Source organism: Brevundimonas sp. 'scallop' (assembly GCF_011045535.1).
In the GTDB taxonomy this organism is placed as follows: domain Bacteria; phylum Pseudomonadota; class Alphaproteobacteria; order Caulobacterales; family Caulobacteraceae; genus Brevundimonas; species Brevundimonas vesicularis.
In genome coordinates this window covers 1,536,604-1,560,387 of record NZ_CP039382.1, presented here as the reverse complement: position 1 = coordinate 1,560,387, position 23,784 = coordinate 1,536,604, and the positions used below count along the sequence as shown (strand labels likewise).

The 23,784-nt window shown below is 66.8% G+C and carries 25 protein-coding genes and 1 tRNA gene; 6 read left to right on the top strand and 20 right to left on the bottom strand.

The genetic code is table 11. The features are described from left to right. Positions 1–201: 201 nt before the first annotated feature. The 10 genes from gmk to E4341_RS07705 all read right to left on the bottom strand — a co-directional run bounded on the left by gmk (position 202) and on the right by E4341_RS07705 (position 8,754). Positions 202–843 (bottom strand): guanylate kinase, encoded by a 642-nt coding sequence (gmk, locus tag E4341_RS07750; RefSeq protein WP_039247959.1) that lies wholly within the window; start codon positions 841–843, stop codon positions 202–204. Beyond that, positions 833–1,717 (bottom strand): YicC/YloC family endoribonuclease, encoded by an 885-nt coding sequence (locus tag E4341_RS07745; RefSeq protein ID WP_165116388.1) that lies wholly within the window; start codon positions 1,715–1,717, stop codon positions 833–835. The genes gmk and E4341_RS07745 overlap by 11 nt, the downstream gene beginning before the upstream one ends. Then, entirely contained in the window at positions 1,714–2,874 is a 1,161-nt protein-coding gene (gene mltG / locus E4341_RS07740; protein WP_165116386.1) for an endolytic transglycosylase MltG, read from the bottom strand. Before mltG ends, E4341_RS07745 begins: the two co-directional genes overlap by 4 nt. Before the next feature lies 1 nt (position 2,875). Next, entirely contained in the window at positions 2,876–4,147 is a 1,272-nt protein-coding gene (fabF, locus tag E4341_RS07735; protein ID WP_165116384.1) for a beta-ketoacyl-ACP synthase II, read from the bottom strand. Between the two features lie 151 nt (positions 4,148–4,298). Then, positions 4,299–4,538: an acyl carrier protein gene (locus tag E4341_RS07730; protein WP_008264317.1), complete on the bottom strand. Its 240-nt coding sequence runs from the start codon at positions 4,536–4,538 to the stop codon at positions 4,299–4,301. Positions 4,539–4,717: 179 nt separating this feature from the next. Further along, positions 4,718–5,458 carry a 3-oxoacyl-[acyl-carrier-protein] reductase gene (gene fabG, locus E4341_RS07725; RefSeq protein ID WP_165116382.1) on the bottom strand — a complete coding sequence of 247 codons (741 nt, stop codon included), beginning with the start codon at positions 5,456–5,458 and terminating at the stop codon, positions 4,718–4,720. 144 nt (positions 5,459–5,602) lie between these two features. Continuing rightward, positions 5,603–6,559 carry an ACP S-malonyltransferase gene (gene fabD, locus E4341_RS07720; protein ID WP_165116380.1) on the bottom strand — a complete coding sequence of 319 codons (957 nt, stop codon included), beginning with the start codon at positions 6,557–6,559 and terminating at the stop codon, positions 5,603–5,605. Between the two features lie 133 nt (positions 6,560–6,692). Further along, positions 6,693–7,121 (bottom strand): molecular chaperone DnaJ, encoded by a 429-nt coding sequence (locus tag E4341_RS07715; RefSeq protein WP_165116378.1) that lies wholly within the window; start codon positions 7,119–7,121, stop codon positions 6,693–6,695. 7 nt (positions 7,122–7,128) lie between these two features. Then, positions 7,129–7,965 (bottom strand): division plane positioning ATPase MipZ, encoded by an 837-nt coding sequence (locus tag E4341_RS07710; RefSeq protein ID WP_165116376.1) that lies wholly within the window; start codon positions 7,963–7,965, stop codon positions 7,129–7,131. Positions 7,966–8,094: 129 nt separating this feature from the next. Then, positions 8,095–8,754, bottom strand: a complete 660-nt coding sequence (locus tag E4341_RS07705) for an SPOR domain-containing protein (protein ID WP_165116355.1) — start codon at positions 8,752–8,754, stop codon at positions 8,095–8,097. A gap of 75 nt (positions 8,755–8,829) precedes the next feature. Between E4341_RS07705 and panC the strand changes: the two genes are divergently transcribed. Beyond that, the gene (panC, locus tag E4341_RS07700; protein WP_165116353.1) at positions 8,830–9,690 is read left to right on the top strand and encodes a pantoate--beta-alanine ligase; all 861 of its coding nucleotides are present in this window, start codon (positions 8,830–8,832) and stop codon (positions 9,688–9,690) included. A gap of 44 nt (positions 9,691–9,734) precedes the next feature. On the opposite strand, the gene E4341_RS07695 is transcribed toward panC, so the two are convergent. From E4341_RS07695 to E4341_RS07680, 4 genes are all read right to left on the bottom strand, one after another. Beyond that, positions 9,735–10,493: a chorismate mutase gene (locus tag E4341_RS07695; protein WP_066622752.1), complete on the bottom strand. Its 759-nt coding sequence runs from the start codon at positions 10,491–10,493 to the stop codon at positions 9,735–9,737. A gap of 282 nt (positions 10,494–10,775) precedes the next feature. Then, positions 10,776–11,351: a prephenate dehydratase domain-containing protein gene (locus tag E4341_RS07690; RefSeq protein WP_165116351.1), complete on the bottom strand. Its 576-nt coding sequence runs from the start codon at positions 11,349–11,351 to the stop codon at positions 10,776–10,778. Positions 11,352–11,441: 90 nt separating this feature from the next. Beyond that, positions 11,442–12,812: a class II 3-deoxy-7-phosphoheptulonate synthase gene (locus E4341_RS07685; RefSeq protein WP_066551689.1), complete on the bottom strand. Its 1,371-nt coding sequence runs from the start codon at positions 12,810–12,812 to the stop codon at positions 11,442–11,444. Positions 12,813–12,878: 66 nt separating this feature from the next. Continuing rightward, positions 12,879–13,019: a hypothetical protein gene (locus E4341_RS07680; protein WP_165116349.1), complete on the bottom strand. Its 141-nt coding sequence runs from the start codon at positions 13,017–13,019 to the stop codon at positions 12,879–12,881. A gap of 243 nt (positions 13,020–13,262) precedes the next feature. Here E4341_RS07680 and E4341_RS07675 point away from each other — a divergent pair, with 243 nt between their 5' ends. Continuing rightward, a complete protein-coding gene (locus E4341_RS07675; RefSeq protein WP_165118639.1) occupies positions 13,263–14,258 on the top strand; it encodes an ROK family protein in 996 nt (331 codons plus the stop codon). Here E4341_RS07675 and E4341_RS07670 read toward each other — a convergent pair. The 3 genes from E4341_RS07670 to E4341_RS07660 all read right to left on the bottom strand — a co-directional run bounded on the left by E4341_RS07670 (position 14,215) and on the right by E4341_RS07660 (position 16,449). Next, positions 14,215–14,289: transfer RNA gene (locus E4341_RS07670), tRNA-Val, on the bottom strand. The two genes, E4341_RS07675 and E4341_RS07670, sit on opposite strands and share 44 nt — an antisense overlap. Positions 14,290–14,345: 56 nt before the next feature. Then, a complete protein-coding gene (locus E4341_RS07665) occupies positions 14,346–15,635 on the bottom strand; it encodes a dicarboxylate/amino acid:cation symporter (RefSeq protein ID WP_165116347.1) in 1,290 nt (429 codons plus the stop codon). Positions 15,636–15,735: 100 nt separating this feature from the next. Then, on the bottom strand, positions 15,736–16,449 hold the full coding sequence (locus E4341_RS07660; protein WP_165116345.1) for an HAD-IA family hydrolase: 714 nt from the start codon (positions 16,447–16,449) through the stop codon (positions 15,736–15,738). A gap of 64 nt (positions 16,450–16,513) precedes the next feature. Here E4341_RS07660 and glmU point away from each other — a divergent pair, with 64 nt between their 5' ends. Further along, the gene (glmU, locus tag E4341_RS07655; protein WP_165116343.1) at positions 16,514–17,866 is read left to right on the top strand and encodes a bifunctional UDP-N-acetylglucosamine diphosphorylase/glucosamine-1-phosphate N-acetyltransferase GlmU; all 1,353 of its coding nucleotides are present in this window, start codon (positions 16,514–16,516) and stop codon (positions 17,864–17,866) included. Then, positions 17,863–18,546, top strand: a complete 684-nt coding sequence (gene rpiA, locus E4341_RS07650) for a ribose-5-phosphate isomerase RpiA (protein ID WP_165116341.1) — start codon at positions 17,863–17,865, stop codon at positions 18,544–18,546. Before glmU ends, rpiA begins: the two co-directional genes overlap by 4 nt. Here the strand turns inward: rpiA and E4341_RS07645 are convergent. From E4341_RS07645 to E4341_RS07635, 3 genes are all read right to left on the bottom strand, one after another. Next, positions 18,543–19,112, bottom strand: coding sequence for a sugar transferase (locus E4341_RS07645; RefSeq protein ID WP_165116339.1), 570 nt, complete (start codon positions 19,110–19,112; stop codon positions 18,543–18,545). The two genes, rpiA and E4341_RS07645, sit on opposite strands and share 4 nt — an antisense overlap. A 172-nt stretch (positions 19,113–19,284) precedes the next feature. Next, entirely contained in the window at positions 19,285–19,776 is a 492-nt protein-coding gene (locus E4341_RS07640; RefSeq protein WP_165116337.1) for a hypothetical protein, read from the bottom strand. Next, positions 19,773–20,729 (bottom strand): M28 family peptidase, encoded by a 957-nt coding sequence (locus E4341_RS07635; RefSeq protein WP_165116335.1) that lies wholly within the window; start codon positions 20,727–20,729, stop codon positions 19,773–19,775. Before E4341_RS07635 ends, E4341_RS07640 begins: the two co-directional genes overlap by 4 nt. Positions 20,730–20,849: 120 nt before the next feature. Here E4341_RS07635 and ligA point away from each other — a divergent pair, with 120 nt between their 5' ends. Together ligA and E4341_RS07625 are read left to right on the top strand one after the other, a co-directional pair. Continuing rightward, on the top strand, positions 20,850–23,183 hold the full coding sequence (gene ligA, locus E4341_RS07630; protein ID WP_205751251.1) for an NAD-dependent DNA ligase LigA: 2,334 nt from the start codon (positions 20,850–20,852) through the stop codon (positions 23,181–23,183). 122 nt (positions 23,184–23,305) lie between these two features. Further along, positions 23,306–23,728 (top strand): DUF2147 domain-containing protein, encoded by a 423-nt coding sequence (locus E4341_RS07625; protein ID WP_165116331.1) that lies wholly within the window; start codon positions 23,306–23,308, stop codon positions 23,726–23,728. The last annotated feature ends 56 nt before the right edge of the window (positions 23,729–23,784 follow it).

Sequence of the window (23,784 nt, the reverse complement as noted above, 5' to 3'; positions counted from 1 at the left end):
CCCATGATACCCCCGTTCACCGCCTGACGTTAGGTCAAGAGGGCGAACAGGTCGTAAACCTGCGATATCGAGCCGCTAGGGAACATTCCCTATGGCCGCGTTTACCGTCCGAAATCATCTGGGCGGCAAAACAGCGTCAGTAGCGTAGCGTTGAGTACCCCACAGCGCCGCAGGTCCCCACGGCCTGTGGCGCTGTTTTTTTCAGACGGCTTCGTTCAGAAGGGCGGCCTTGTAGTCGCCGACCCACAGGTTTCTGAACCGACGCGAACGCTCGGCGTGATAGATGTGGGCCAGTTCAGCGTAGGACCGGTCGAAGTCCTCGTTCACCAGCACATAGTCGAAGGCGTCGCAGTGTTCGATCTCGCCCTTGGCGTTGGCCACACGGCGCTCGATCACGTCGTCGGCATCCTGCGAGCGAGTGACGAGACGGCGACGCAGCTCTTCCAGGCTGGGCGGCAGGATGAAGACGCGCACGGCGTCCTCCGGGCATTTCTCGGCCACGTCGCGCGCGCCCTGCCAGTCGATGTCGAACAGGACGTCGCGCCCTTCGGCCAGCGCCTTGTCCACAGGCCCGCGCGGGCTGCCGTAGCGATTGCCGTGGACGTCCGCCCATTCCAGGAAGGCGTCCTCGTCGATCAGGCGCTGAAACTCGTCATGGCCGACGAAGTTGTAGTCGCGCCCATGCACCTCGCCCGGCCGGATGCCGCGCGTGGTCATGGAGACCGACAGCTCCAGCCCGCCATGATCGGCCATCAACCGGCGGCACAGCGAGGTCTTGCCGGCGCCCGACGGGCTGGCGACGATCAGGAGGACGCCCCGGCGGGGGCTTCGTTCATTCGACATTCTGGACCTGCTCACGCAACTGTTCGATGACGGCCTTGAGCTCCAGGCCGATTCCGGTGAGCGCGGTCGTAGCGGATTTCGAGCACAGCGTGTTGGCCTCACGCATGAATTCTTGCATCAGGAAGTCGAGTTTCCTGCCGGCGGGCGCCGAGGCCACAAGCTGACGCGCCGAGGCGACATGGGCGGTCAGCCGATCCAGCTCCTCGCGCACGTCGGCCTTGGTCGCAAGGGCGGCCGCTTCCAGGAAGATCCGATCCTCAAGCCCCGGCGCATCGGGCGCCAGTTCGGAGATTCGACGGGTGAAGCGATCGCGGATAGCCTCGACCTGCGCCGCCGCCTTACCTTCCGCCTGGGCGACCAGCGCCTCGATCCGAGCGATGAATTCGTCCAGCACCGGCGTCAGTTGCGCGCCCTCGTTCTGGCGTGACGCCTTCAGCGCATCCAGCGCCTCTTCGACCGTGCGGGTCATGGCCGCCTCGACCGCCGCCCGCGCCTCGGGATCGTCCGCCTCTTCGGGGGCCTCGATCACGCCGCGCAGGGCCAGCAGGCCGTCGGCGGACGGCGGTGTTGCGCCGTCCTCGGCCAGTTCGTTCGCCAGCGTCAGATAGCGCGCCAGCACGGCGGCGTTGATCGTGACCGCCGCCTCGCCGGCTTCGGCTCGCTTGGCCTGAACGCCGATGGTGACCTGGCCCCGCGCGAACCGCGCCTGGCCGGCCGCCTTGGCCGCGCGCTCCAGCCCGTCGAAACCGTTCGGCCCGCGAAACCGGACCTCCAGATTGCGGCCGTTGACCGAGCGCGCCTCGACCGACCAGGTCCAGCCTTCGCCGGCCCCGTCGGCCCGGCCGAAGCCGGTCATGCCAGATAGCGTGCTCATCGGGGCCCCTGCGTCGCGCCGGCCGGAAGGGTGATCGTCGCCTGACCGTTCTCGACCGCCGTGGCGGCCGGCTCGCTCGTCATCGGCGCCGCACTCGTTCCCGGCGTAGCGGGCGGCGTCGCTTCCGGCGGCAAGCCCGCCTTCTGGCGCTCGATCTGACGCCACCGCGCGACGTTTTGCAGATGCTCTTCATAGGTCAGGGCGAAGGCGTGTCCGCCGGAGCCATCCGCCACGAAGAACAGGGCCGGGTCTCCCGGCGGGTTCAACACAGCCTTGACCGCCTCCTTGCCCGGATTGGCGATCGGCGTCGGCGGCAGCCCGTTGATCTGGTAGGTGTTCCACGGCGTCGGGGCCAGCAACTCCGAGCGCCGGATGCCCCGTCCCAGCGGCCGACCCTTGGTCACGCCGTAGACGATGGTCGGATCGCTCTCCAGCCGCATCCCCGCCCGCAGACGGTTCGAGAACACCGCCGCCACCCGCGGTCGCTCCGCCGCCAGCGCGGTCTCCTTCTCCACGATGGAGGCCAGGATCACCGCCTCTTCCGGCGTGCGCGCCACGGTCGCGGGCGACCTTTGGCTCCACAGCAGACGCAGATTCTCGGTCGCCGCGCGCTGCATCCGGTCGATCACCGACTGGCGCGTGTCGCCGCGCGAAACTTCATAAGTGTCGGGCCACAGGCTGCCTTCCTCGGGCGTCTCGGCGACCGTCCCGGTCAGCACGGCTTCCTTGTTCAGGATGTCCACCGCCTGCAACGACGACCAGCCCTCCGGCAGGGTCACGAAATGGCGCACCACCCGCCCCTCGACCAGCAGGTTCAGCACCCCGGCCAGGGACGTGCCGGAAGGCACCTCGTATTCGCCGGCTCTAAGCCGCCGATCCGCGCCGGTCAGAGTCGCCGCCGCACGGAACAGGTCTGTCGAACGGATCACACCCGCCGCCTTCATCCGCGCGGCGATGGCGGAGACGCCGGACCCGCTGGGCAGGGTGACCACCGTCGTCTGCCCCTGCCGCGCGGACGGTCCCGGCGCATAATAGACCGCCCAGACGGCGATCAGCGCCACCAGCAGGAACAGGCCGAAAGTCGCGGACGCGGTCAGCAACGATACCGTAAAGCCCGACCGCCCGCTGGATTTCTCGACCCGCCCGCGCCCGAACATCTCAGTCGACTTTCTTGAAGATCACCGAGGCGTTTGTGCCTCCGAAGCCGAAGCTGTTGGACATGGCCACATCGATCTTCATCGGCTTGGCCTTGTTGGGGACCAGGTCGATGGGCGTCTCCATCTCGGGGTCGTCCAGATTGATCGTCGGCGGCGCGATCTGATCGCGGATGGCCAGCACGCAGAAGGCCGCCTCGATGGCGCCCGCCGCGCCCAGCAGGTGTCCGGTCATCGACTTGGTCGAAGAGACGGTCAAATTCTGCGCATGATCCCCGACCAGCCCCTCGATCCCCTTCAGCTCGATCCAGTCGGCCATGGTCGAGGTGCCGTGGGCGTTGACGTAATCCAGGTCTGACGGTTGCAGACCGGCCCGCTTCAGCGCCGCCTTCATGGCCCGCACCCCGCCTTCGCCGTCCTCGGACGGGGCGGTGATGTGATAGGCGTCGCCGCTCATGCCGTAGCCCACGACCTCGGCATAGATCTTGGCTCCGCGCGCCTTGGCGTGTTCGTATTCTTCCAGCACCAGGATGCCGGCGCCCTCGCCCATGACAAAGCCCGCATGGCCGCGGTCATAGGGACGCGACGCCTTTTCAGGCGTGTCGTTATAGGCGGTGCACAGCGCCTTGCAGGCCAGGAAGCCCGCGATTCCGATCGGCACGACCGAGCTTTCGGCCCCGCCCGCCACCATCACGTCCGCGTCGTCCAACGCAATCATCCGGGCCGCATCGCCGATGGCATGGGCGCCGGTGGCGCAGGCGGTCACCGCCGCGTGGTTCGGCCCCTTCAGGCCGTGGCGGATCGAAATCTGGCCGCCGGCGAGGTTGATCAGGGCGCTGGGGATGAAGAAGGGGCTCACGCGACGCACGCCCTGCTCCTTCAGCACTATGGCCGTATCGGCGATGGGGCCCAAGCCGCCGATGCCGGAGCCGACCATTACGCCGGTGCGCTCCTTGTCCTCGTCCGTCTCGGGCTTCCAGTTGGCATCCGCCAAGGCCTCATCCGCCGCCGCGATGGCGTACAGGATAAAGTCGTCGACACGCTTCCTGTCCTTGGCGGACATGATCTTCTCGGGATCGAAGTCGCCTTCGCCGCCGCCGCCGCGTCCATCGACGCTCGGCACTTCGCCGGCGATGGTGCAGCCATAACCCGTAGTGTCGAACGACGTGATCGGGCCGATGCCCGACCGTCCCTCGACGATGCCCTTCCAGCTCTTCTCGACGCCCCAACCCAGGGGGGTCAGCAGACCGATGCCCGTAACGACGACGCGGCGCATGGTGCGTGCTCCCTTATCTCCAGCCCGACCCTTCGGAATCATTGCGGATTCGCGCGGGTCAGAAACAGTAAAGGCCGCCGGGCGTCTCCGCTAGGAGCGCCGGGCGGCCCTGTGAACCGTCAGCCTGTTCGGCCGAGATCGGCGACTGAGATCAGCCGGCCGACTTTTCGTCGATGAACTTGACCGCATCGCCGACCGTCTGGATGTGCTCGGCGGCGTCATCCGGGATCTCGATGTCGAATTCTTCTTCAAAGGCCATCACCAGCTCGACGTTGTCGAGCGAGTCGGCGCCCAGGTCGTCGATGAAGCTGGCCTTTTCGGTGACCTTGTCCGGATCGGCGTCCAGATGGTCGATGACGATCTTGCGAACGCGCTCGAGGGTGTCGGACATGAGTGTCTCTCTGCCTGTTTGAAATCGCCGTAGAGGCGGGGGTAGCTCAGAAATCGCCGTCTCACGGCAGCGATGGCGACGCAAGCCCGAAAGCCCGAACCGCCGACGCATTCAACCCTTTAGCACAGGCTTTCGGGCTGGAAATAGTCTGTTGCGCGACGTGATAAGGGCCGCGGTCCTTAAATCATCGCCATGCCGCCGTTCACATGCAGGGTCTGGCCCGTCACATAGGCGGCTTCGTCGGACGACAGATAGACGGCGGCGGCGGCGATCTCGTCGCCCGAACCCAGCCGGCCTGCCGGAATCCGGCCCAGAATGGTCTCGCGCTGCTGATCGTTCAGCACGTCGGTCATCGGCGAGGCGATGAAGCCCGGCGCGATGCAGTTGACGGTGATGCCGCGCGAGCCGACCTCCTGCGCCAGCGACTTGGAAAAGCCGATCATCCCGGCCTTGGACGCCGAATAGTTGGTTTGGCCCGGATTGCCGGTCACGCCGACGACCGAGGTGACGCCGATGATTCGGCCCGAACGGCGCTTCATCATCCCCTTCACCGCGGCGCGGGTCAGGCGGAAATAGCTTTCCAGATTGATCTGGATGACGGACTGAAAATCCTCGTCCTTCATCCGCATCAGCAGGCCGTCCTTGGTGATGCCGGCGTTGGCGACCAGGATGTCCAGCGGCGCGCCCGCCGCCGTTTCGGCTGCGTTGACCAGATTGTCGACCGATTCCGGGTCCGACAGGTTCGCCGCAGCGAAATGCGCCCGCTCGCCCAACTCCTTGGCCAGATTGGCCAGCACGGCCTCGCGCGTGCCCGACAGCACCACGGTCGCGCCCTGAGCGTGCAGCGCCCGCGCCACCGCCCCGCCGATACCGCCCGTCGCGCCGGTCACCAGCGCGGTCTTGCCTGCAAGATTGAACATCAGTTCCCTCCTTCTATCGTCATCCTCGGGCTCGACCCGAGGATCAGGCGCCGTGCGACGCCGAAGTTTGTAAATGCCGTTCGATCGCCGAAGTGCGGACGGTCCGATCCTCGGGTCAAGCCCGAGGATGACGATCTGCGGCGATCAAAGAGCCTTGGCGAACGCTTCCAGCTCTTCCGGCGTGTTCAGCGGCAGGCTTTCGGCGTCCGGCGCGATCCGCTTGGCCATGCCGGTCAGCACCTTGCCCGAGCCGATCTCGACGAAGCGGGTCACGCCGCCCCCAGAACCGGAGGTGTCCGCCATCCACTCCATGCTCTCGCGCCAGCGAACCCGGCCGGTGACCTGTTCGACCAGCAGGCGACGGATGACCTCGGGGTCGCTTTCCGGCCCCGCCAGCACGTTCGCCACCACCGGCACGACCGGCGCTGTGATGGTCGCCGACGCCAAGGCCGTCGCCATCTCGTCGGCGGCCGGTTGCATCAGAGGACAGTGGAACGGCGCCGAGACGTTCAGCGGGATCGCCCGCGCGCCCAGTTCCTTGGCCTTCTCGATGGCCCGGTCCACAGCGGCCTTCTCGCCCGAGATGACGATGTTGCCGTTGTTGTTGTCATTCGCGACCACGCAGACGCCGACTTCCGAACCGGCCGCCGCGGCAGCTTCCGCCAGCGCAAGATCGGTCTTGGGTCCGATCAGCGAGGCCATCGCCCCCTGCCCCACCGGCACGGCGCGCTGCATCGCTTGGCCGCGCAGCTTCAGCAGCCGCGCCGTCTCCGACAGCGAGATCGCGCCCGCCGCCGCCAGGGCCGAATATTCTCCCAGCGAGTGACCGGCGACATAGGCCGCGCTCGCCACGTCAAAGCCGAACTCGGCTTTCAAAGCCCGGATCGCCGCCACGGACACCGCCATCAGGGCAGGCTGGGCGTTCTCGGTCAGGGTCAGCTGATTCTCGGGGCCTTCGCGCATCAGCACCGACAGCTTCTGGCCCAGCGCCTCGTCCACCTCGGCGAAGACGTCGCGGGCGGAGGCGAAGGCGTCTGCCAACTGCGCGCCCATGCCGAGGGCCTGGCTGCCCTGTCCCGGAAACAGAAGTGCGAGGGTCATCGACCCCTCCCTGAATCATTGATCAAGAGCGCGGACCCGTAAGCCCAGACTTACCCGAGGGCAAGCGGAGGCGATGCGTGCTTTTGCGTCCGACAGTTTCCACGACCGCAGGGACGTTGCTTTGAGAGCGCGCCTAGCTTCGCCCGGATTTTCCCAGCAGCCGATCACGCGCGGCGTTGACGCGCATCGCCAGCCCCGCCGTGCCGCCCTGATCGGGATGGGCGCGGGCCATGGCGCGTTTCCATGCCGAACGGATTTCGGCCTCGGTCGCGGCTGGCCCGACGCCCAGCACGGCGCGGGCGTCAGCCTCGCTGATGGGTTCGGATCGAACGATCGGTCTCTGACGAGAGGACCAGGCCAGATAAAGCCCTGCCCCGGCCAGCGCCGCCGCCGTCAGCCACGATCCGCGAAACGCCGCCAGCGCGCCGCCAGCCAGCAGAACCGCCCCCAGCAAGGTCGCCGTCACACGCCAGTGGCCCCGTCCGCGTCGCTCGGTCTGCCGGCCCAGCCGCACCAGCGCCCAGACGGCGATCGCCGCCAGGGCCAGCCAGATCAACCCCATCAGGCGATCAGGCCGCCACGTCCAAAGGGCTGAGAACCTGCTCCAGGCCCATCGCCATCATCAGATTGCGCATCTCCTGGCGCGCGGCGACGTGGGCGAGGGACACCGCGACCGGCCGGATGTCATTCGACAGGTCGGCCACCGTCAGGCCGAACGGGAACAGCTCGCGATAGATGACCCGATCGCGCAGACCCGGACCGACGCGGAAGCCGACGCGTTTGGCCAGCTTGGTCATCCGTTCTTCCAGACGCTTGCGGTTGCGGGCCTCCGCGACGGCGAGGCGGTTGGTGACCACCAGCCAGTCAATCGTGGCGTGGCGACCCTGGGCGATGGCGCGCTGCTTGCGCGCTTCCCAAACGCTTTCGGAATAAATCGAGGGTTTCAGCAGCTCCAGGGTAACCGGATCGACATCGCCCAACAGGTCGAAATCGACGAAGCTGTCGTTCATCGGCGTCACGATCTGATCGGCGCGGGCGTGGGCGGCGTTCGAAACCGCCGTGTCGCCGCCGGGCGTGTCGATCAGGATGCAATCGACGCCCCGCGCCGCCGCCTCGTCGAAGGCGCGCTCGAAGGTGGCGATCTGGTCGGCGACATCAGCCTTGGCCAGGGCTTTGCCGTCGCCCATGTCGGGGATGAGCGGCTGGGGCAGATCGTGCCCGTTCGCCGCCAGCCAGGCCAGACGGTTGTGGAAGAAGCGCTGCATCGAACGCTGGCGCAGGTCCAGATCGATGATCGCCACCGAACGCCCGGCGTGCAGCAGGCCGGTCACGATGTGGATGGCCAGGGTGGACTTGCCCGCCCCGCCCTTTTCGTTGCCGAGGACGATCACATGCGGCTGCGTCATTCGAGGGAATCCTCTGTGCCGACCGCGCGACTCAGACTGCGCGGTCCTAGGTCCGGCGAGACTCGGCCTCAACGGGCCAAACGTCAACGGAACCTTAACGCAGACCTGTGGACGGCGAACCGGGGTCGGTCAGCTGTTGCGTGCGCACCAGGCGTCGGCGACAGCGGCGGAGCGGCATACCGCAGCGGCGGTTTCGGTCGAGACCGGTCCGACCTTCAGCCGCGTCAGGCGACGGCCGTTGACCTCGACCTCCTGATAGATCGGCGACAATCCCGACAGGTCTGAGGTAGCCTTCATCAGATCCCAGGCCTGACGCGCGCCGGCCGCACTGGAATAGGCGCCCAGTTGGATCGTTCTCCCGGTTTCAGGCGCCGTCGTAAGGCTGGCGGGACGCAACACGGGCGCCTGAACCCGCGAGATCGCCTCATCAGCAACGGCTTTCACGATCGCCGGCGAGGCAGCCCGTACAACCGCGTCGCGCAACCCGGTATCCTCACCGACGGGGCGCACGCCCGCCTGGACGTCACGGGCGTCCCACATGGCGTGGGGATCCATGACCGCCACCTTGACGGGGGTGAAGCGCACAGGCCGCAGTCCGGCTTTTTCAGCTACGGCATGCCGGGTTTCGCGGTCACCGGCCGAGAGCGGAATGTCGATCGCCGCGACGTTCTCGGCCATCGCGCTGAATCGATGGGGATCGCTGTCCACCGCGCCACAGCCGGCGACGGCTAGGCTGCTGGCGAAAGCCAGGGCGATCAGAACTGGACGGGTCGCTTCTGCGGGCGTCATAAGCACGACCCTAGAGCCCAGACTTTGCGGTCTGGTGCATCAACAGGCTTAAGCGGAAAGGTTAATCGCTTCATCATGATAGACGCCGCCCCCCTCCCCGTCGTCCGCACCGTCGCCGACCTGCGGGCGATCGTCCGGGACTGGAAACGTCAAGGCCTGAGCGTCGGCATGGTTCCGACCATGGGCGCCCTGCATGAAGGCCATCTGACCCTGGTGCGCGAGGCCGCACGCCGCGCCGACCGCGTCGTCGCCTCTAACTTCGTCAATCCGACCCAGTTCGCGGCGCATGAGGATCTGGCCAAATATCCCCGCCAGCAGGAGGAAGACGCCCGTCTGCTGTCCGGCGCAGGCTGCCATCTGATGTTCGCGCCCTCAGCCGACGAGATGTATCCGGAAGGCTTTGCGACAGCCGTCGCCGTCGCCGGCCCGGCGCTGGGTCTGGAAGGCGATTTCCGGCCGCAGATGTTCGGCGGGGTCGCCCTGATCGTCACCAAGCTGTTCAACCAGGTCCAGCCCGATGTCGCGGTCTTCGGCGAGAAGGACTACCAGCAGCTGATGGTCGTTCGTCGGTTCGTGCGCGACCTGGATCTGCCGGTCGAGATCGTCGGCGCGCCGACGGAGCGGGACGGCTGGGGCCTGGCCCTGTCGTCACGCAACGCCTACCTGTCCGAGACCGAGCTTGAGACCGCGCGCCGGCTGAACGGCATTCTGGCGGAAGCCGGCGTCCATGCCTCAAGCGGCCGCCCCCTGCCCGGCGTTGAGCGTGAAGCCTATGCCGCCCTTCTAAAAGCCGGGTTTGATCGCGTCGATTACGTCGCAATCCGCCACGCTGAGGACCTGACGCCGTTCCGCAACGACATCGTCGACGCCCCCGCGCGCATCCTGGCCGCCGCCTGGCTGGGCAAGACGCGACTGATCGACAATATGGCGGTCTGAAACGACAAGGGCCGCATCCGTTCGCCGGATGCGGCCCCGTCAGATCATCCGATCGCGCCGACGCAACCCTCTGCGTCGCCTGGCGCCAGATCGGCGTCGGTCAGGGCGATGGTCCAGCCGTGATGGGTGTTCAGGCCCCAGCGCCGGGCGCCGCCGCCGTCGCCGGCGTCCCCGCCCGCCGTGACAACCACGCGTCGACCCTTGGGCAGAGCCGGCGGATCGATCTTTCCGACCGCCAGAGACGTCGGCGTCTCGCCGCCGTAGCCGTCGAACACGCTCAGCATCGACCATTCGCGGCGCAGACCCATCCACCAGGCGTCCTCGGTATTGATCGCCAGCACGGCGATCCCGTGGCCCTCGGCGGCGAAAGCCAGGGCCTTCTGCGGATCGCGCACCATCTTGATGTCGGCGGCGGCCCCGAAGCGAAGGCGCGCGCCGTCATAGGCGCGGGTCGGTTCGATCGGGGCCCAGACCTGGACCTGAAGCCGGCCCTGGCGCGCCAGGCCCCAGCCGACGATCTCGCGCCACAGATGTTCGACTGCCTCGGCGTTCTCGGGCTTGGCCTGCTTCAGCATACGCGAGAGGACCGTCTGCTCTCGGTCGGGACGCAGCTTGGTGTGCGGTCCGGTGGGCGCGTCCTTGGCGCGCCCGACGGTGGCGGCGATGGCGAGGCGTTGTTCGAACAGCGCCAAGATCTGGTCGTCGATGCCGTCGATCTCGGCGCGCAGGGCGGCCAGCGCCTGCTGTTCGGGGGTCAGGTCGGCCATGTCAGGCCAGACTTGCTGAAGGTTGGAATGGGGCATGGAAAAGGGCTTTCGGCATTCTGAGATTCGATATGTGCAGGGGCGAACAGCCGCTCTGGTCCAGAGCGGTCGCCGGTGAAGCAGTCAGGGACGGAGTGCGCCCGACGCCTCAGCCGGCGTATCGAAAGCCGTAAAAGCCGTAGCCGAAATAGAGGCCGGAAACCGCGCGCGAACGGTCGAAAGAAACAGAAAGAGCGCGCAGGCGGGACATGGTCCGGTTCCGGTCTATGCGGATCGTGTTGCGATCCGTGAGTGTCTTAAGGACGCAAAGACCGTGCGCCGTCAAGCCTCAGGCAAGCTCAACAGGACAAAACGCGTCTGATTATCGCCGGAATCCTGCAAGTCGTTGCGCAGGATCGACAGACCATACACCTCAGCGGCGCCGACCGGGGCGATGGCCGCCCGTGTCGGGTCGCCCGCTTCTGCCACATCGCGCGCCGCGCCTGCGGTATCGAAATGCTCGATGACCTCGACATTCAAACCGGCCAGCGTGTCCTTGCACTGGGCTAGGGCGATGGGGTGGCTCTCGACCGTGCGGATATCGGACAGACGCGCGCCATCGATCGCCATCAGCGCATGACGGATCGGCCGCCAGACCTGAGCGACCGGCTCCACGCCAATCGCACCGACCAGCGTCGCCGCCGGCTCGACCACGCCGATGGTCGAGTTCTCGACAGGGATCAGGGCGCAACCACAGTCGCCGGCGCGCAACGCATCCAGGGCCTGGGCGAAGGTTTCGAACGCCACCGCCTCGTCCCACGGACGCAGGGCCAGACAGGCCTCATGGCTGAACGATCCGGGCGCGCCCTGATAGGCGACCCGGCCGGGCTTTTCCTCAGTTAGAGCCGCTACTTGCATCGATCACTCCCTCGGTCTCGGATCGATCTGGCGCTGCCTCGGTGGCGTCACCATGACCGGATCGGCCCGCATTTGGGGCGCTGACGACGGCTAGGCCGCCGCCGACTGCGCCACCCGCCCGGCCTTCAGCCGTTCCGCCACCAGGAAGGCCAACTCCAACGCCTGGTCGGCGTTCAGGCGCGGGTCGCAGTGGGTGTGATAGCGGTTGGACAGATCGTCCTCGGTCACCGCCTGGGCGCCGCCGATGCATTCGGTGACATTCTGGCCGGTCATTTCCAGGTGGACGCCGCCGGGGTGGACGCCTTCCGCCTCGGCCACATCGATGAAGGTCCGGACTTCGCCCAGGATGCGGTCGAACGGCCGAGTCTTGTAGCCGTTGCCGGCCTTGAGCGTATTGCCGTGCATAGGGTCGATGGACCAGATGACCTTGCGGCCCGAAGCTTTCACTTCGCGCATCAGCTTGGGCAGGCGCTCGCCCACCTTGTCGTGACCGAAGCGTCCGATCAGCGTCAGACGACCCGAGACATTGTCCGGGTTCAGGGCGTCGATCAGCGGCAGCAGGTCGTCGGCGGTCATGGTCGGCCCGCACTTCACGCCGATCGGGTTCTTGATCCCCTTCATGAACTCGACGTGGGCGCCGTCCAGCTGACGCGTGCGCTCGCCGATCCACAGCATGTGGGCTGAGGTGTCGAACCATTCGCCGGAACCGCCATCCAGACGCGTCAGGGCGCTTTCGACGTTGAGCAGCAGGGCCTCGTGGCTGGTGAAGACCTCGACCCGGCTGAGGTCCGGATGGGTCTCTGGCGTGACGCCGACCGCCTCCATGAAGGCCAGGGCCTCGGTGATCTTGTCGGCCAGCTCGCGGTACTGGGCGCCGGCGGCATTGTCTCCGGCGAAGCCCAGGGTCCAGCGATGGATGTTGTACAGGTCGGCATAGCCGCCGCCCGCGAAGGCCCGCAGCAGGTTCAGCGTCGAGGCCGACTGGTTGTAGGCGCGGATCAGACGCTGCGGATCGGGCGCGCGCTCCTCGGCCGTGAAGCCCATGCCGTTGATGATGTCGCCGCGATAGCTGGGCAGTTCGACGCCGTCGATCTCCTCCAGCGGCGACGAGCGGGGCTTGGCGAACTGGCCCGCGATCCGCCCCACCTTCACCACCGGCTTGCGCCCAGCGAACGTCAGGACGACCGCCATCTGCAGGATCAGGCGGAAGGTGTCGCGGATATTGTCTGTCGAGAACTCCTTGAAGCTCTCGGCGCAGTCGCCGCCCTGGAGCAGGAAGGCGTCACCCCGCTCAACCTGCGCCAGCTTCGACGTCAGGCGCCGCGCTTCGCCGGCGAAGACCAGCGGCGGCAAGGCGCGCAACTCGTCTTCCACCCGAGCGAGGGCGGCGGGATCCGGATAGTCCGCCGGCATATGCAGGGCGGTCTTGGTTCTCCAGCTTTCGGGGGTCCAGCGTGTCATCGCGCAAGAATAGGACTTCGCGCCTATTCAAACAACGAAAAGCCAGGAGGATTTTGCCGCGAGATGTCAGTCTTCCGAAGAAGGCGACTTTTCCGCCGCAGCTTCAGCCTTGCGTTCGGCCTTCGCCGCCGCCTTCTCGGCCGCCTTCAACGCTGCGGCGCGCTCGCGTTCCTGACGCTCAAAGCTATAGTTGGGTTTGCGAGCCATCGGCGTCCTCGTCTCATATCTTGATCTTGCGGTGAAGGTGACGATGCATGGGGCCGGACGCAATCGCCAAATCCAGCACCATGCAAAAGCGGCTCACAGCAGTCTCTCCTTGCGCGTCAAAATCTTGGCGGCGGCGTCGAAGGCGATGAACAGGCGGGCTAGAAGGGTCATGGGGTCTGAACGCTTGGCCCTATTCGATGTTCAGTCCCGCGAACCTTCGTCGCACCCGAAAGACAGGCGCCCATGTCGACCCAACCCATCCTCCTCGGCGGTGTCGAAGCCGGCGGCACCAAGTTCATCTGCGGCGTCGCCGCCGCCGACGGCGTGATTGTCGACCAGATTCGTATACCCACGACGTCGCCCGACGAGACGCTCGATGCGGTTGCAGCCTTCTTCGTCAACGCCCAGTCGAGGCACGGCCGGCTTTCTGCGCTGGCGATCGTCAGTTTCGGCCCTTTGTCCTTGAAACCGGACGCGCCGGATTTCGGCGCTATCACCAGCACGCCCAAGCCCGGCTGGAGCGACGTCAACCTGTTGGCCCATCTGCGCCGTTTCATCGATGTTCCAATGACGCTGGACACCGACGTGAACGGCGCGGCCGTGGGCGAACGCCTGTTCGGCAGCGGGCAAGGGCTGGAGAGCTTCTGCTACGTCACGGTCGGCACGGGCGTGGGGGTCGGGGTGATGATCGACGGCGCACCGCATGGCGGGGCGAACCATCCCGAAGCCGGTCATATCCGGCTGCCCCGCGCCAAGGGCGACGAGAGGTACTCGGGCACCTGTCCCTTCCACGGCGACTGCCTGGAAGGCCTGGCGAGCGGGCCGGCGCTGCAAGCGCGCTGGGGCGCGGCGGCAGAGACTTTGTCTCACGATCATCCGGCCTGGCCGATGGCGGCGGAGTATATCGCCGGTCTGTGCACCAACCTGACCTACACGCTGCGGCCGGAGCGAATCATCATCGGCGGCGGCGTGATGCAGCCGCACATGTACGATCTGGTCAGACAGGCGCTGGTGAGACAGCTCGGCGGCTATGACGCGAGCCTGCGGGATCTGGATACGAAGACCTACATCGCGGAGCCGACCGCGGGGGTGTCCGCCGGCCTTATCGGCGCATTGGCCCTCGCCTACCGTTCCGTCACGGGCGAGTGGCCCAAGGACTGGGTGACACAAGGCCAGGATCAAATTGGATTGGAGATGGTGGACGCGACAGGGATTGAACCTGTGACCCCCTCGGTGTGAACGAGGTGCTCTCCCGCTGAGCTACGCGTCCTTGCCTTGCGGAGGCGGCGACATAGCCCGGTCGCCGGCCCCGCGCAAGCGCCTGTTTCAGATTCCGGCGGCGCGAACGCCTTCGGGCGTATCGGCTTCCGGGTCGCCCGGCAGCCAGGCGACGTGACCGTTATAGATGTCCTGGTTGAGGATGCGCTCTTCCTTGGCGACCAGCACCGGCACCAGCATTTGGCCGGTCACATTGGTCGCGGTGCGCATCATGTCGATGATGCGATCGATGGCGACGATATAGCCAATCCCTTCCAGCGGCAGGCCGGCGGTCGACAGGGTCAGGGTCAACATGACGATGCTGGTCCCCGGCACGCCGGCCGTCCCCAGCGACCCGAGCACCGCCGTCAGGCCGATCAGGACGTACTGGGTCAGCGTCAGATCAATCTTGAAATACTGGGCGATGAAGATCGAGGCGATGGCCGGATAGATGGCCCCGCACCCGTCCATCTTCACATTGGCCCCCAGGGGCACGGCGAAGGCGGCATAGGCCTGGGGCACCCCCAGACGCTCCACCGTCTGGCGAAGGGTGATCGGCAACGTCCCCAGCGAGGATGAGGTCGCAAATGCGGTCTGCTGGGCCGCGAAGGCGCCGCGGAAAAAGCTGGTCACCTTCAGCCCGTGAACCTTCAGCAGGCCCGAATAGACGATCAGGATGTGGAACAGGCAGGCGGCATAGATGGCCAGGATGAACTTCACCAGGGGCAGCAGCGCCTCCCAGCCGTAGCCGCCGACGACCGATCCGATCAGGCCGAACACGCCGATGGGCGTCAGCTGGATCACCCAGCGGGTGATGCGGAAGATGATGGCCGCGCCCTCATCCACCAGACGCCGAACGCCCTGCGCCCGGTCGCCCAGCGCCACCAGGGCCATGCCGACCAGGGCCGAGAAGAAGATGATCTGCAGCACCTTGCCTTCGGCCAGGGCCGCGAACGGATTGGTCGGCACGACGCCGATCAGGACTTCCAGCGGCGTCGGGATCACCCGGTCCTTGACCTCGCCCAGCGGCAGGTTGGACAGGCCGACGCCCGGATTGATGATGTGGCCGAAGGCGAACCCGACCAACACCGCCAGCAGGGAGGTGATGGCGAACCAGACGATGGTCCGCACCCCCAGCCGCACGGCCCCCGCCCCCTCGCCCAGCTTGGCGATGGAACTGGCGATGGTGAACAGCACCAGCGGCGCCACCACCATGCGGATCAGGTTCAGATAGACGTCGCCGATCGGCTGAAGCCAGGTCTCGGCCCGCTCGCGCAGGATCAGCCCGGCGATGATGCCGAGGATGAAGCCGGCGGCGGTCCGCTGCCACAGCGGGATCTTGAAAAAGCGAGCGAGCATGACGGCACTTTCAACAGGGGTGCGCCAATCTGTCCATCGCCATGGCGATCCGCAACCGCAGGAGCGATCATTCAGCCGACAGATTTCCTGTCGGCTGGCTTCAGAATTTCAGCGCCCGCCTTACGTAGAAGTCGGAGAGGATACCGTCGATCGCCTCTTCGACGTCTTCGAAAGCGTCGATCAGCACGTCCCCGCCCAAGTCTTCGACGGGCGTCGGCGTAAAACCGAAGGTCGTCAGAATGCAGGGCATGCCGGCGTCCTTGGCGGCGTCCGCGTCCGGCGCGGCGTCTCCCACCATGATGGACCGTTCGGGATCACCGCCTGCGATCACGACGGCCTCCTTCAGATGGGCCCCCGAGGGCTTGCGCGCGCTGACCCGATCCGGGCCGACGATGGCGGCGAAATGTCGGGTCAGGTCCAGCTTGCCCAACAACAGCTCCGACAGGTCCGAACGCTTGTTGGTGGCCACGACCAGGATAGCGCCCCGCTCGCTGAGCCGCTCCAGCGTCTCGACCACACCCTCGAAGGGCTGCGAGCCGTCGGCGATATGGGCGGCGTAATCGACAAGGAACCGCTCGAACAGTTCGTCGGACTTGGCCCCCTCGACAGGCGCGCCGGCGGCCTCGAAACCGTGTACCAGCAGCGCCCGCGCGCCCGATCCGATCAGGGTCGAGGCGGACTCCATCGGCACGGGCGGCAGCCCCTCCTCGACCAGCATCCGGTTCAGCGTGCCGATCAGGTCCGGGGCGGAATCGACCAGCGTGCCATCAAGGTCGAAGGCGATGGTCCAGCCTTCCAAGTCGCGATCGCTCATCCACATCTCCCGCTGGCCCGCATGATGGGCTAGATCGCAGGACGACTAGACTGCGAGACGATTCATGACCAGCCAGACGCGCGCCCGCGCCGCCATCATTCTCGCCGCCGGCCAGGGCACGCGGATGAACTCGCCCCTGCCCAAGGTGCTGCACCCGGTGGCCCATCGCGCCATGCTGGACCACGCCATCGACGCGGCCGAAGGGCTGGGTTGCGAGCGCATCGTCGTTGTGGTCGGCAATCACTCGCCGGAGGTCCGGGCCCATGTCGTCAGACGGCTGGGCGAGGCCGCCATTGCGGTCCAGGACCCGCCGCTCGGCACCGGTCACGCCGTGCGCGCCGCCGAGCAGGCCATGGCCGGCTTCGACGGCGAGGTGGTCGTCACCTATGGCGACGTGCCTCTGCTGAAGGCTGCCGACATCGAGCCCGTGTTCAATGCGGACGGCGTCACCGTCATCGGGTTCGAGGCCCGCGATCCGGGCGCCTATGGCCGGCTGATCGTCGAAGGCGACACCTTGACCGCCATCACCGAGGCCAAGGAGGCGTCGCCAGACGTTCTTGCCATCACCGCCTGCAACTCCGGCGTCATGGCCGCGCCGGCCGCCCTGCTCTTTTCGCTGCTGGCCGACGTGAAGAACGAAAACGCCAAGGGCGAATACTATCTGACGGATGTCGTCGCTCTGGCACGCCAGGGCGGCCACCCCACCCGCGCCGTATTCGCCGCTGAGGACGCGGTAATGGGCGTCAACTCCCAGGCCGAGCTGGCTCAGGCCGAAGCCTTGTTCCAGAGTGTGCAACGCGACACCTTCCTGGCGGCCGGCGTGACGATGGCGGCGCCCGACACCGTTCACTTCGCCTGGGACACCCAAATCGGCGGCGGGGCCGTCATTGAACCTTTCGTGGTCTTCGGTCCCGGCGCGGTGATCGATGCCGGCGCGCGCATTCGCAGCTTCAGCCATATCGAGGGCGCGCGGGTCGCAGCCGGCGCCGAAGTCGGTCCTTACGCGCGCCTGCGTCCCGGCGCGGACCTGGCGACCGGGGTCAAGGTCGGCAATTTCGTGGAGGTCAAAAACGTCAGGATGGCAGAGGGCTCAAAGGCCAATCACCTGGCATACCTGGGCGACGGGTCGGTCGGTGCGGGCACCAACGTCGGCGCAGGGACCATCTTCTGCAACTACGACGGCTTCAACAAGGCGCAGACCCAGATCGGCGCCGGCGCCTTCGTCGGATCGAACTCAAGCCTGGTGGCCCCGGTGGTCATCGGCGACGGCGCCCTGATCGCCTCCGGCTCCGTCATCACCGAGGACGTGCCCGCCGACGCCATGGCCTTCGGCCGTGCCCGGCAGACCGTCAAACCCGAAGCGGCCGCGGCGTTCCGTGTCGAAGCCAAGGCCAAGAAGGCTGCGAAATCCAAATGAGCGACCTCCAGAAGAAGAACGCCGGCGAGGCCGCCGCCGCCCATGTCGAGGCCGGCATGATCGTCGGCCTTGGCACCGGCTCGACGGCCGCTTGGTTCGTCAAGGCGCTGGCGGCGCGCAACCTGCCCGACCTACGATGCGTACCGACATCCGAAAAAACCGCAGACTTGGCGCGCGAACTTGGGCTGACGTTGTCGACGCTGGAAGACACGCCGCGCATCGACCTGACCGTGGACGGCGCCGACGAGATCGGGCCTGGCCTAGCGCTGATCAAGGGCGGCGGCGCGGCTCTGCTGCGCGAGAAGCTGGTGTGGGAGGCCTCGGCTCGCTGCATCGTCATCGCCGACGCGGCCAAGGTGGTGCCGGTTCTGGGGACCTTCCCCCTGCCGATCGAGGTCGTCGCCTTCGGTCACAAGACGACGGCCAACCGCATCGCCGATGTCCTGATCGATCACGACATCAACCAGCCGGCGCGCGTGCGGCAGGCGGATCGCGGCCTGGTCCGCACCGACGGCGGCAATCTGATCTATGATGCGGGCTGCAAGGCGATCCACGATCCGGTCCGTCTGGCCGATGATCTGAAACTGATCACCGGCGTGGTGGAGCACGGCCTGTTCCTGGATCTCGCGGACCTCGCCATCATTGGGACGGACGATGGCTTTGAGGAACGTCTTCCCTAGGACACGCCCCGGCGGCTCAGCACCGCCGGAACCGTGCGCGCCAGGATGGCCAGATAGACGCCGATGGTGCGGTTTCTGACGAACCAGACATCCATCGCCACACGGCGCGGATAGGGCACGGCGTTGCGCCCCGACACCTGCCACAGCCCCGTCAGGCCCGGGCGCACCGCGCAGTAGTCGGCCAGCCGCCGGCCATATCGCCCAGCCTCGTCGATCACGATCGGTCGGGGGCCGACCAGCGACATCTCGCCCCTCAACACATTGATCAGCTGTGGCAGTTCATCCAGGCTGGATCGTCGCAACAGGCGGCCCAGCGACGTGACGCGCGGATCGTGTGTCAGCTTTCGCTTCGCCTGCCATTCCGGATCAGAGGCTGATGGCAAGGCTCGCTCCGCGCCCACCGTCATCGAACGGAATTTGAGGCAGTCGAACATTCGGCCGTCGCGGCCGATGCGCTGCTGGCGAAAGATCGCGCCCCCTCCGTCCTGCGCCCTGACGCCCAGGGCGATGAAAACGAAGAGCGGCCAGGTCAGAAGCAGCCCTATCAGGGCGAAGGCGATATCCATGGCGCGGGTCGGGTCGAGACGAACGCGGCGCCGATGCGCACCGACACCGCATGTCGATGTTACATCGCACCCGGCCAATTCAGATATGGACATTCAGCGCCCCCAAGCGTCACCATGACTTGGGATTGCGTTAATGGCAATCTTGGCGCGCCGTCAGCGCAGGTTGGTTAGATCAGTCGCCGCCCCACCAACTCAGCGTGAACGACGTGCGACGGCCGTTCACCGAAACCGTCCCGGCGACGACAGGTGTCTGATCTCCGAGATTACGCCGCGCTGTCGCCAACGCGCCCTGGTCAAATCGCGCCGACAGTTCCAGCAGGCCCAAGCCGGGCGCGGAGCCCCGCATTTGAATCCGATCGTCGGTGACGACATAGGCGTCCGGCAGAACCCTGGCCTCGCCCTGCGGCCCGGTCAGCGACAGGATCAGCGGCGGCGAAGCGCGGGAGCCGCCTTCCCAGGCGGCGAAGGCATCATCCTGTCCGATGAACAGCGAAGCCACGGGCTGAATGGATTCCTCACCTGTCGGGCGATAGTCGCCCGAGATATCGCCGCTCAGACGATGCTGGAACGTCGCTTCAGGCGTCGGTTTCACGGCGTCTCGCCGCTCGCAAGCGGCCAGGCTCAGCAAGCCCGCGACCGCGACGACCACCCATGAGGACTTCATCGATCAAGCGCCTGGTCCAGCGCGCGGAACCCGGCGATGGCGATCTCGGTCGCGCTGGTGAAGATTGACGGCGTGATCCGGTCGAAGGTGTCGCTCGGTCGATGATAATCGGGGTGATAATCGACGCCCATGTACAGGAAGGGCACGCCCGCCTCGTGGAAGGCGCCATGATCGGAGGCATCGACCCAATTGTTCTCGCCCGTATCCTGAGGGGTGTCCTTGCCGAAGGCGAAGGACACCGCTCCGTTCGGCGCAACGGACTCCAGCACGGGGCGCAGATTCGGATGCTGATAGGTCCCGGTGACCCACAGATGGCCGTCGGTCTCCGCCCGCGCCGTCATGTCGAAGTTCAGGTTCAGGCTCAGTGACGACAGCGGCACCGGCGGCGCCTTGACGAATTCTCGGGCGCCCAACAGCCCCCGCTCCTCGCCGTCCAGCGCGACGATCAGCACGCTGTGCTCCGGCGGTTGGGCCTTCAATCGCGCCGCCAGCTCCAGCATCGTCGCCACGCCCGAGGCGTTGTCGTCGGCCCCGTGGAAGATCTGGCCGTCATTGACGCCGACATGGTCATAATGGGCCGTCACGACGATATAGCGGTCGGCGACGCGGGTACCGGGAATCAGGCCGACGATGTTGACGCCGCTGAAGGTCTTCACGCCCTCGCGCGTGCGGCCCGGTGTCTCGAACCGCTGCAAACGCCCGAACGGCGGCGGCTGAACGCCCATGGCCTCCAATCGCGAGACGATGTAGGCGCGCGCCCGCTCGCCGCCTTCTGAGCCCGTGTCGCGGCCTTGCATGTCGTCGGCCGACAGGATGCGAACGTCCTCCAGCAGTTGGCTGGAAACCGGCGCGACGGCGCTCGGCGCACTCGGCGCTGTTGCGGGAACGGCGGCGCAGCCGCTGACGATCAGGGCGGCGCCAGCGACGAAGAGGCAGAGGGTCGAACGAGTCATACAGGCTCCGATAGGGACGCGCGAACCTAGCGAAGAGCGGACGGCGCGTCAGCCTACGGTTCTGTCATCATCGGCTTTGCGCGATGCACGGGGGGCGCGTCAGATGATATGACGACGGCCATGGCCAACGCGATTCCTCTCGAAGTCCCCGTCGAAGACCTAACCGCCGAGACGGCCGCCGAGGCCCTGGCCTGGCTGGCCGCCGAAATGGCTCGACACGACGCGCTGTACAACGAGGCGACGCCCGAGATTTCCGACGCGGAATACGACGCCCTGCGTGCGCGCAACCTGGCGATCGAAACCGCCTTCCCTGATTTGATCCGCCCCGACTCGCCGTCGAACAAGGTCGGCGCCGCCGCCTCAACCCAGTTCGCCGAGGTGCGCCACGGCGTGCCCATGCTGTCGCTGGACAACGCCTTCGACGAGGGCGAGGTGCGCGACTTCGTGGCTCGGATCGCACGCTTCCTGAAACTGCCCGCCGATGAACCGATCGCCTTTGTCGCCGAGCCCAAGATCGACGGCCTGTCCGCCAACCTTCTTTATGTCGACGGCAAGCTGACGATCGGCGCCACGCGCGGCGACGGCCGCGCGGGCGAGGACGTCACCGCCAATCTGAACACCATCGCCGATGTGCAACAGACCCTGGCTGGCGACGACTGGCCCGATCGGATCGAGATCCGGGGCGAGGTCTATGCGCCAAACGATGCCTTCGCCGCCTTCAACGCCGCCGCCGAGGCCGAGGGCCGCCGGACCTACGCCAACCCCCGCAATTTCGCCGCCGGCTCCCTGCGCCAGAAGGACGCCCGGATCACGGCCAAACGCCCGCTGAACTTCTTCGCCTACGCCTGGGGCGAACACTCCAGCGACTTCGCCGAGACCCAGTGGGAGGCCCTGCAAAAGCTCGAAGCCTGGGGCTTCCCCGTCAACGCCCGTTCGCGCCAGGTCGAGGGCGCAGAGGGCCTGATCGCCGTCTATCGCGAACTGGAACGCGACCGCGCGACCCTGGGCTATGACATCGACGGCGTGGTCTACAAGGTGGATCGCATCGACTGGCAACGCCGCCTGGGCTTCGTCGCCCGCAGTCCTCGCTGGGCCATCGCCCACAAGTTCCCGGCCCAGCAAGCGACTACGGTGCTGGAGGGCATCGACATCCAGGTCGGCCGCACCGGCTCCCTGACCCCCGTCGCCCGGCTGCACCCCGTCACCGTCGGCGGTGTAGTGGTCAGGAACGCCACCCTGCACAATGAAGACGAGATCGAACGTCTGGATGTCCGCATCGGCGACACCGTCCGCCTGCAACGGGCCGGCGACGTCATCCCCCAGATCCTGGGCGTGGTCCCGGACCTGCGCCCCGCCGACGCCGTCCCCTATGTCTTCCCAGAACATTGCCCCGTCTGCGGTTCGGAAGCTGTGCGCGAAGGCGACGAGGTCAAACGCCGCTGCACCGGCGGCCTGATCTGCGACGCCCAGATCGTCGAGCGCCTCAAGCATTTCGTTGGCCGCCGCGCCTTCGACATCGAGGGATTGGGCGAAAAGCAGTTGGTCGCCTTCCATGCGCGGGGCTGGATCAAGGAGCCGGCCGACATCTTCCGCCTGGCGCGCGACGAGGCGCGGCTGAAGGAACTGGAGCGCGACGACGGTTATGGCGAGACCAGCATCCGCAACCTGGTCGCCGGCATCGACGCCCGCCGCGTCATCGCGCTGGACCGGTTTCTGTTCGGTCTGGGAATCCGCGACATCGGCGAACAGACCTCCATCGTTCTGGCCCGCGCCTTCGAGAGCTGGGCCGCGCTTAAGGCCGCCTGTCTCCAGGCCGCTTCGGGTGTGCCGTCCGACGCCTGGACCGAACTGGCCGCCGCCCACGCCATATCGCCCCGCGTCCTGGCCCTGATGGCCGAGGCGAAGCCCCCCGCCGTCGATCCCTGGCCCGAGGCGATGATGGACATGAAGATCAGCCAGGCCTTTCCCGGCATGGCCGCCCCGGCCCGCCGATCGTTGGCGACGATGGCGAGCGACTGGTCCGGCCTGGTCAAACTGGCCCGGGTCGCGCGCGAGGACGGCCCATCCGAAATCCTGAACCAGATCGCCGGCGTCACCGGCGTCGGTCCCGTAGCGGCCGAGGCCCTGGCGCACTTCTTCCACGAGCCGCACAATCTCAAAGTCGTGGAGGCTCTGGAAGCAGAGCTGACCGAAATCCTCGACGCCGAACGCCCCAAATCCGACACTGCGGTCGCCGGCAAGACCGTCGTCTTCACCGGCGCCTTGGAACGCTTCACGCGCGACGAGGCCAAAGCCCGCGCCGAAAGCCTGGGCGCCAAGGTGTCGGGCTCGGTGTCGAAAAAGACCGACTACCTCGTCGCGGGCCCCGGCGCCGGCTCCAAGCTCAAGGACGCCGAGAAGCACGACGTCCAGGTGCTGACCGAGGACGAATGGCTGGCCCTGATTGGCGGCTGAAGTTGACCTAAGGGTCGGTTTTCGTTGGCGATCGCCGGGGTTTTGGCCTTGTTTTCAACCGAAACCGCGATCAACGTCCGCTTTAACGGGCGGTGCGACCGACCCGACGAAAGGGAACGACTATGAAGATCAAGATCATGCTGGCCGCAGCGACCCTGGCGGGCGCCCTCGCCTCTCCCGCCCTGGCAGGCGACCCGACCGGCCTGTGGCAGACGCCGACCAATGGCGGTCAGGTGCGGATCGCGCGCTGCGGACAGGCGCTGTGCGGCACGCTGGTGACCTCGGACCACATTCGCCGCGACGCCAATGCGCGCGACGCCAACAATCGCGACGCCTCGCTGCGGAACCGCACCCTGCGCAATCTGCCGATGCTGACCAGCTTCACCGGCGGTCCGACGGAATGGCGCAACGGCTCGGTCTATAACCCGGCCGACGGCGGCACCTATCGCGGCACCATCACCATGACGAACGACAACAGCCTGCGTCTGCGCGGATGCATCGTGGCTCCGCTCTGCAAGACCCAGACTTGGACCCGCATCCAGTAGGATCAGGGACGCCCCACATATGAAAGGCCCGGCCGGAGCGATCCGACCGGGCCTTT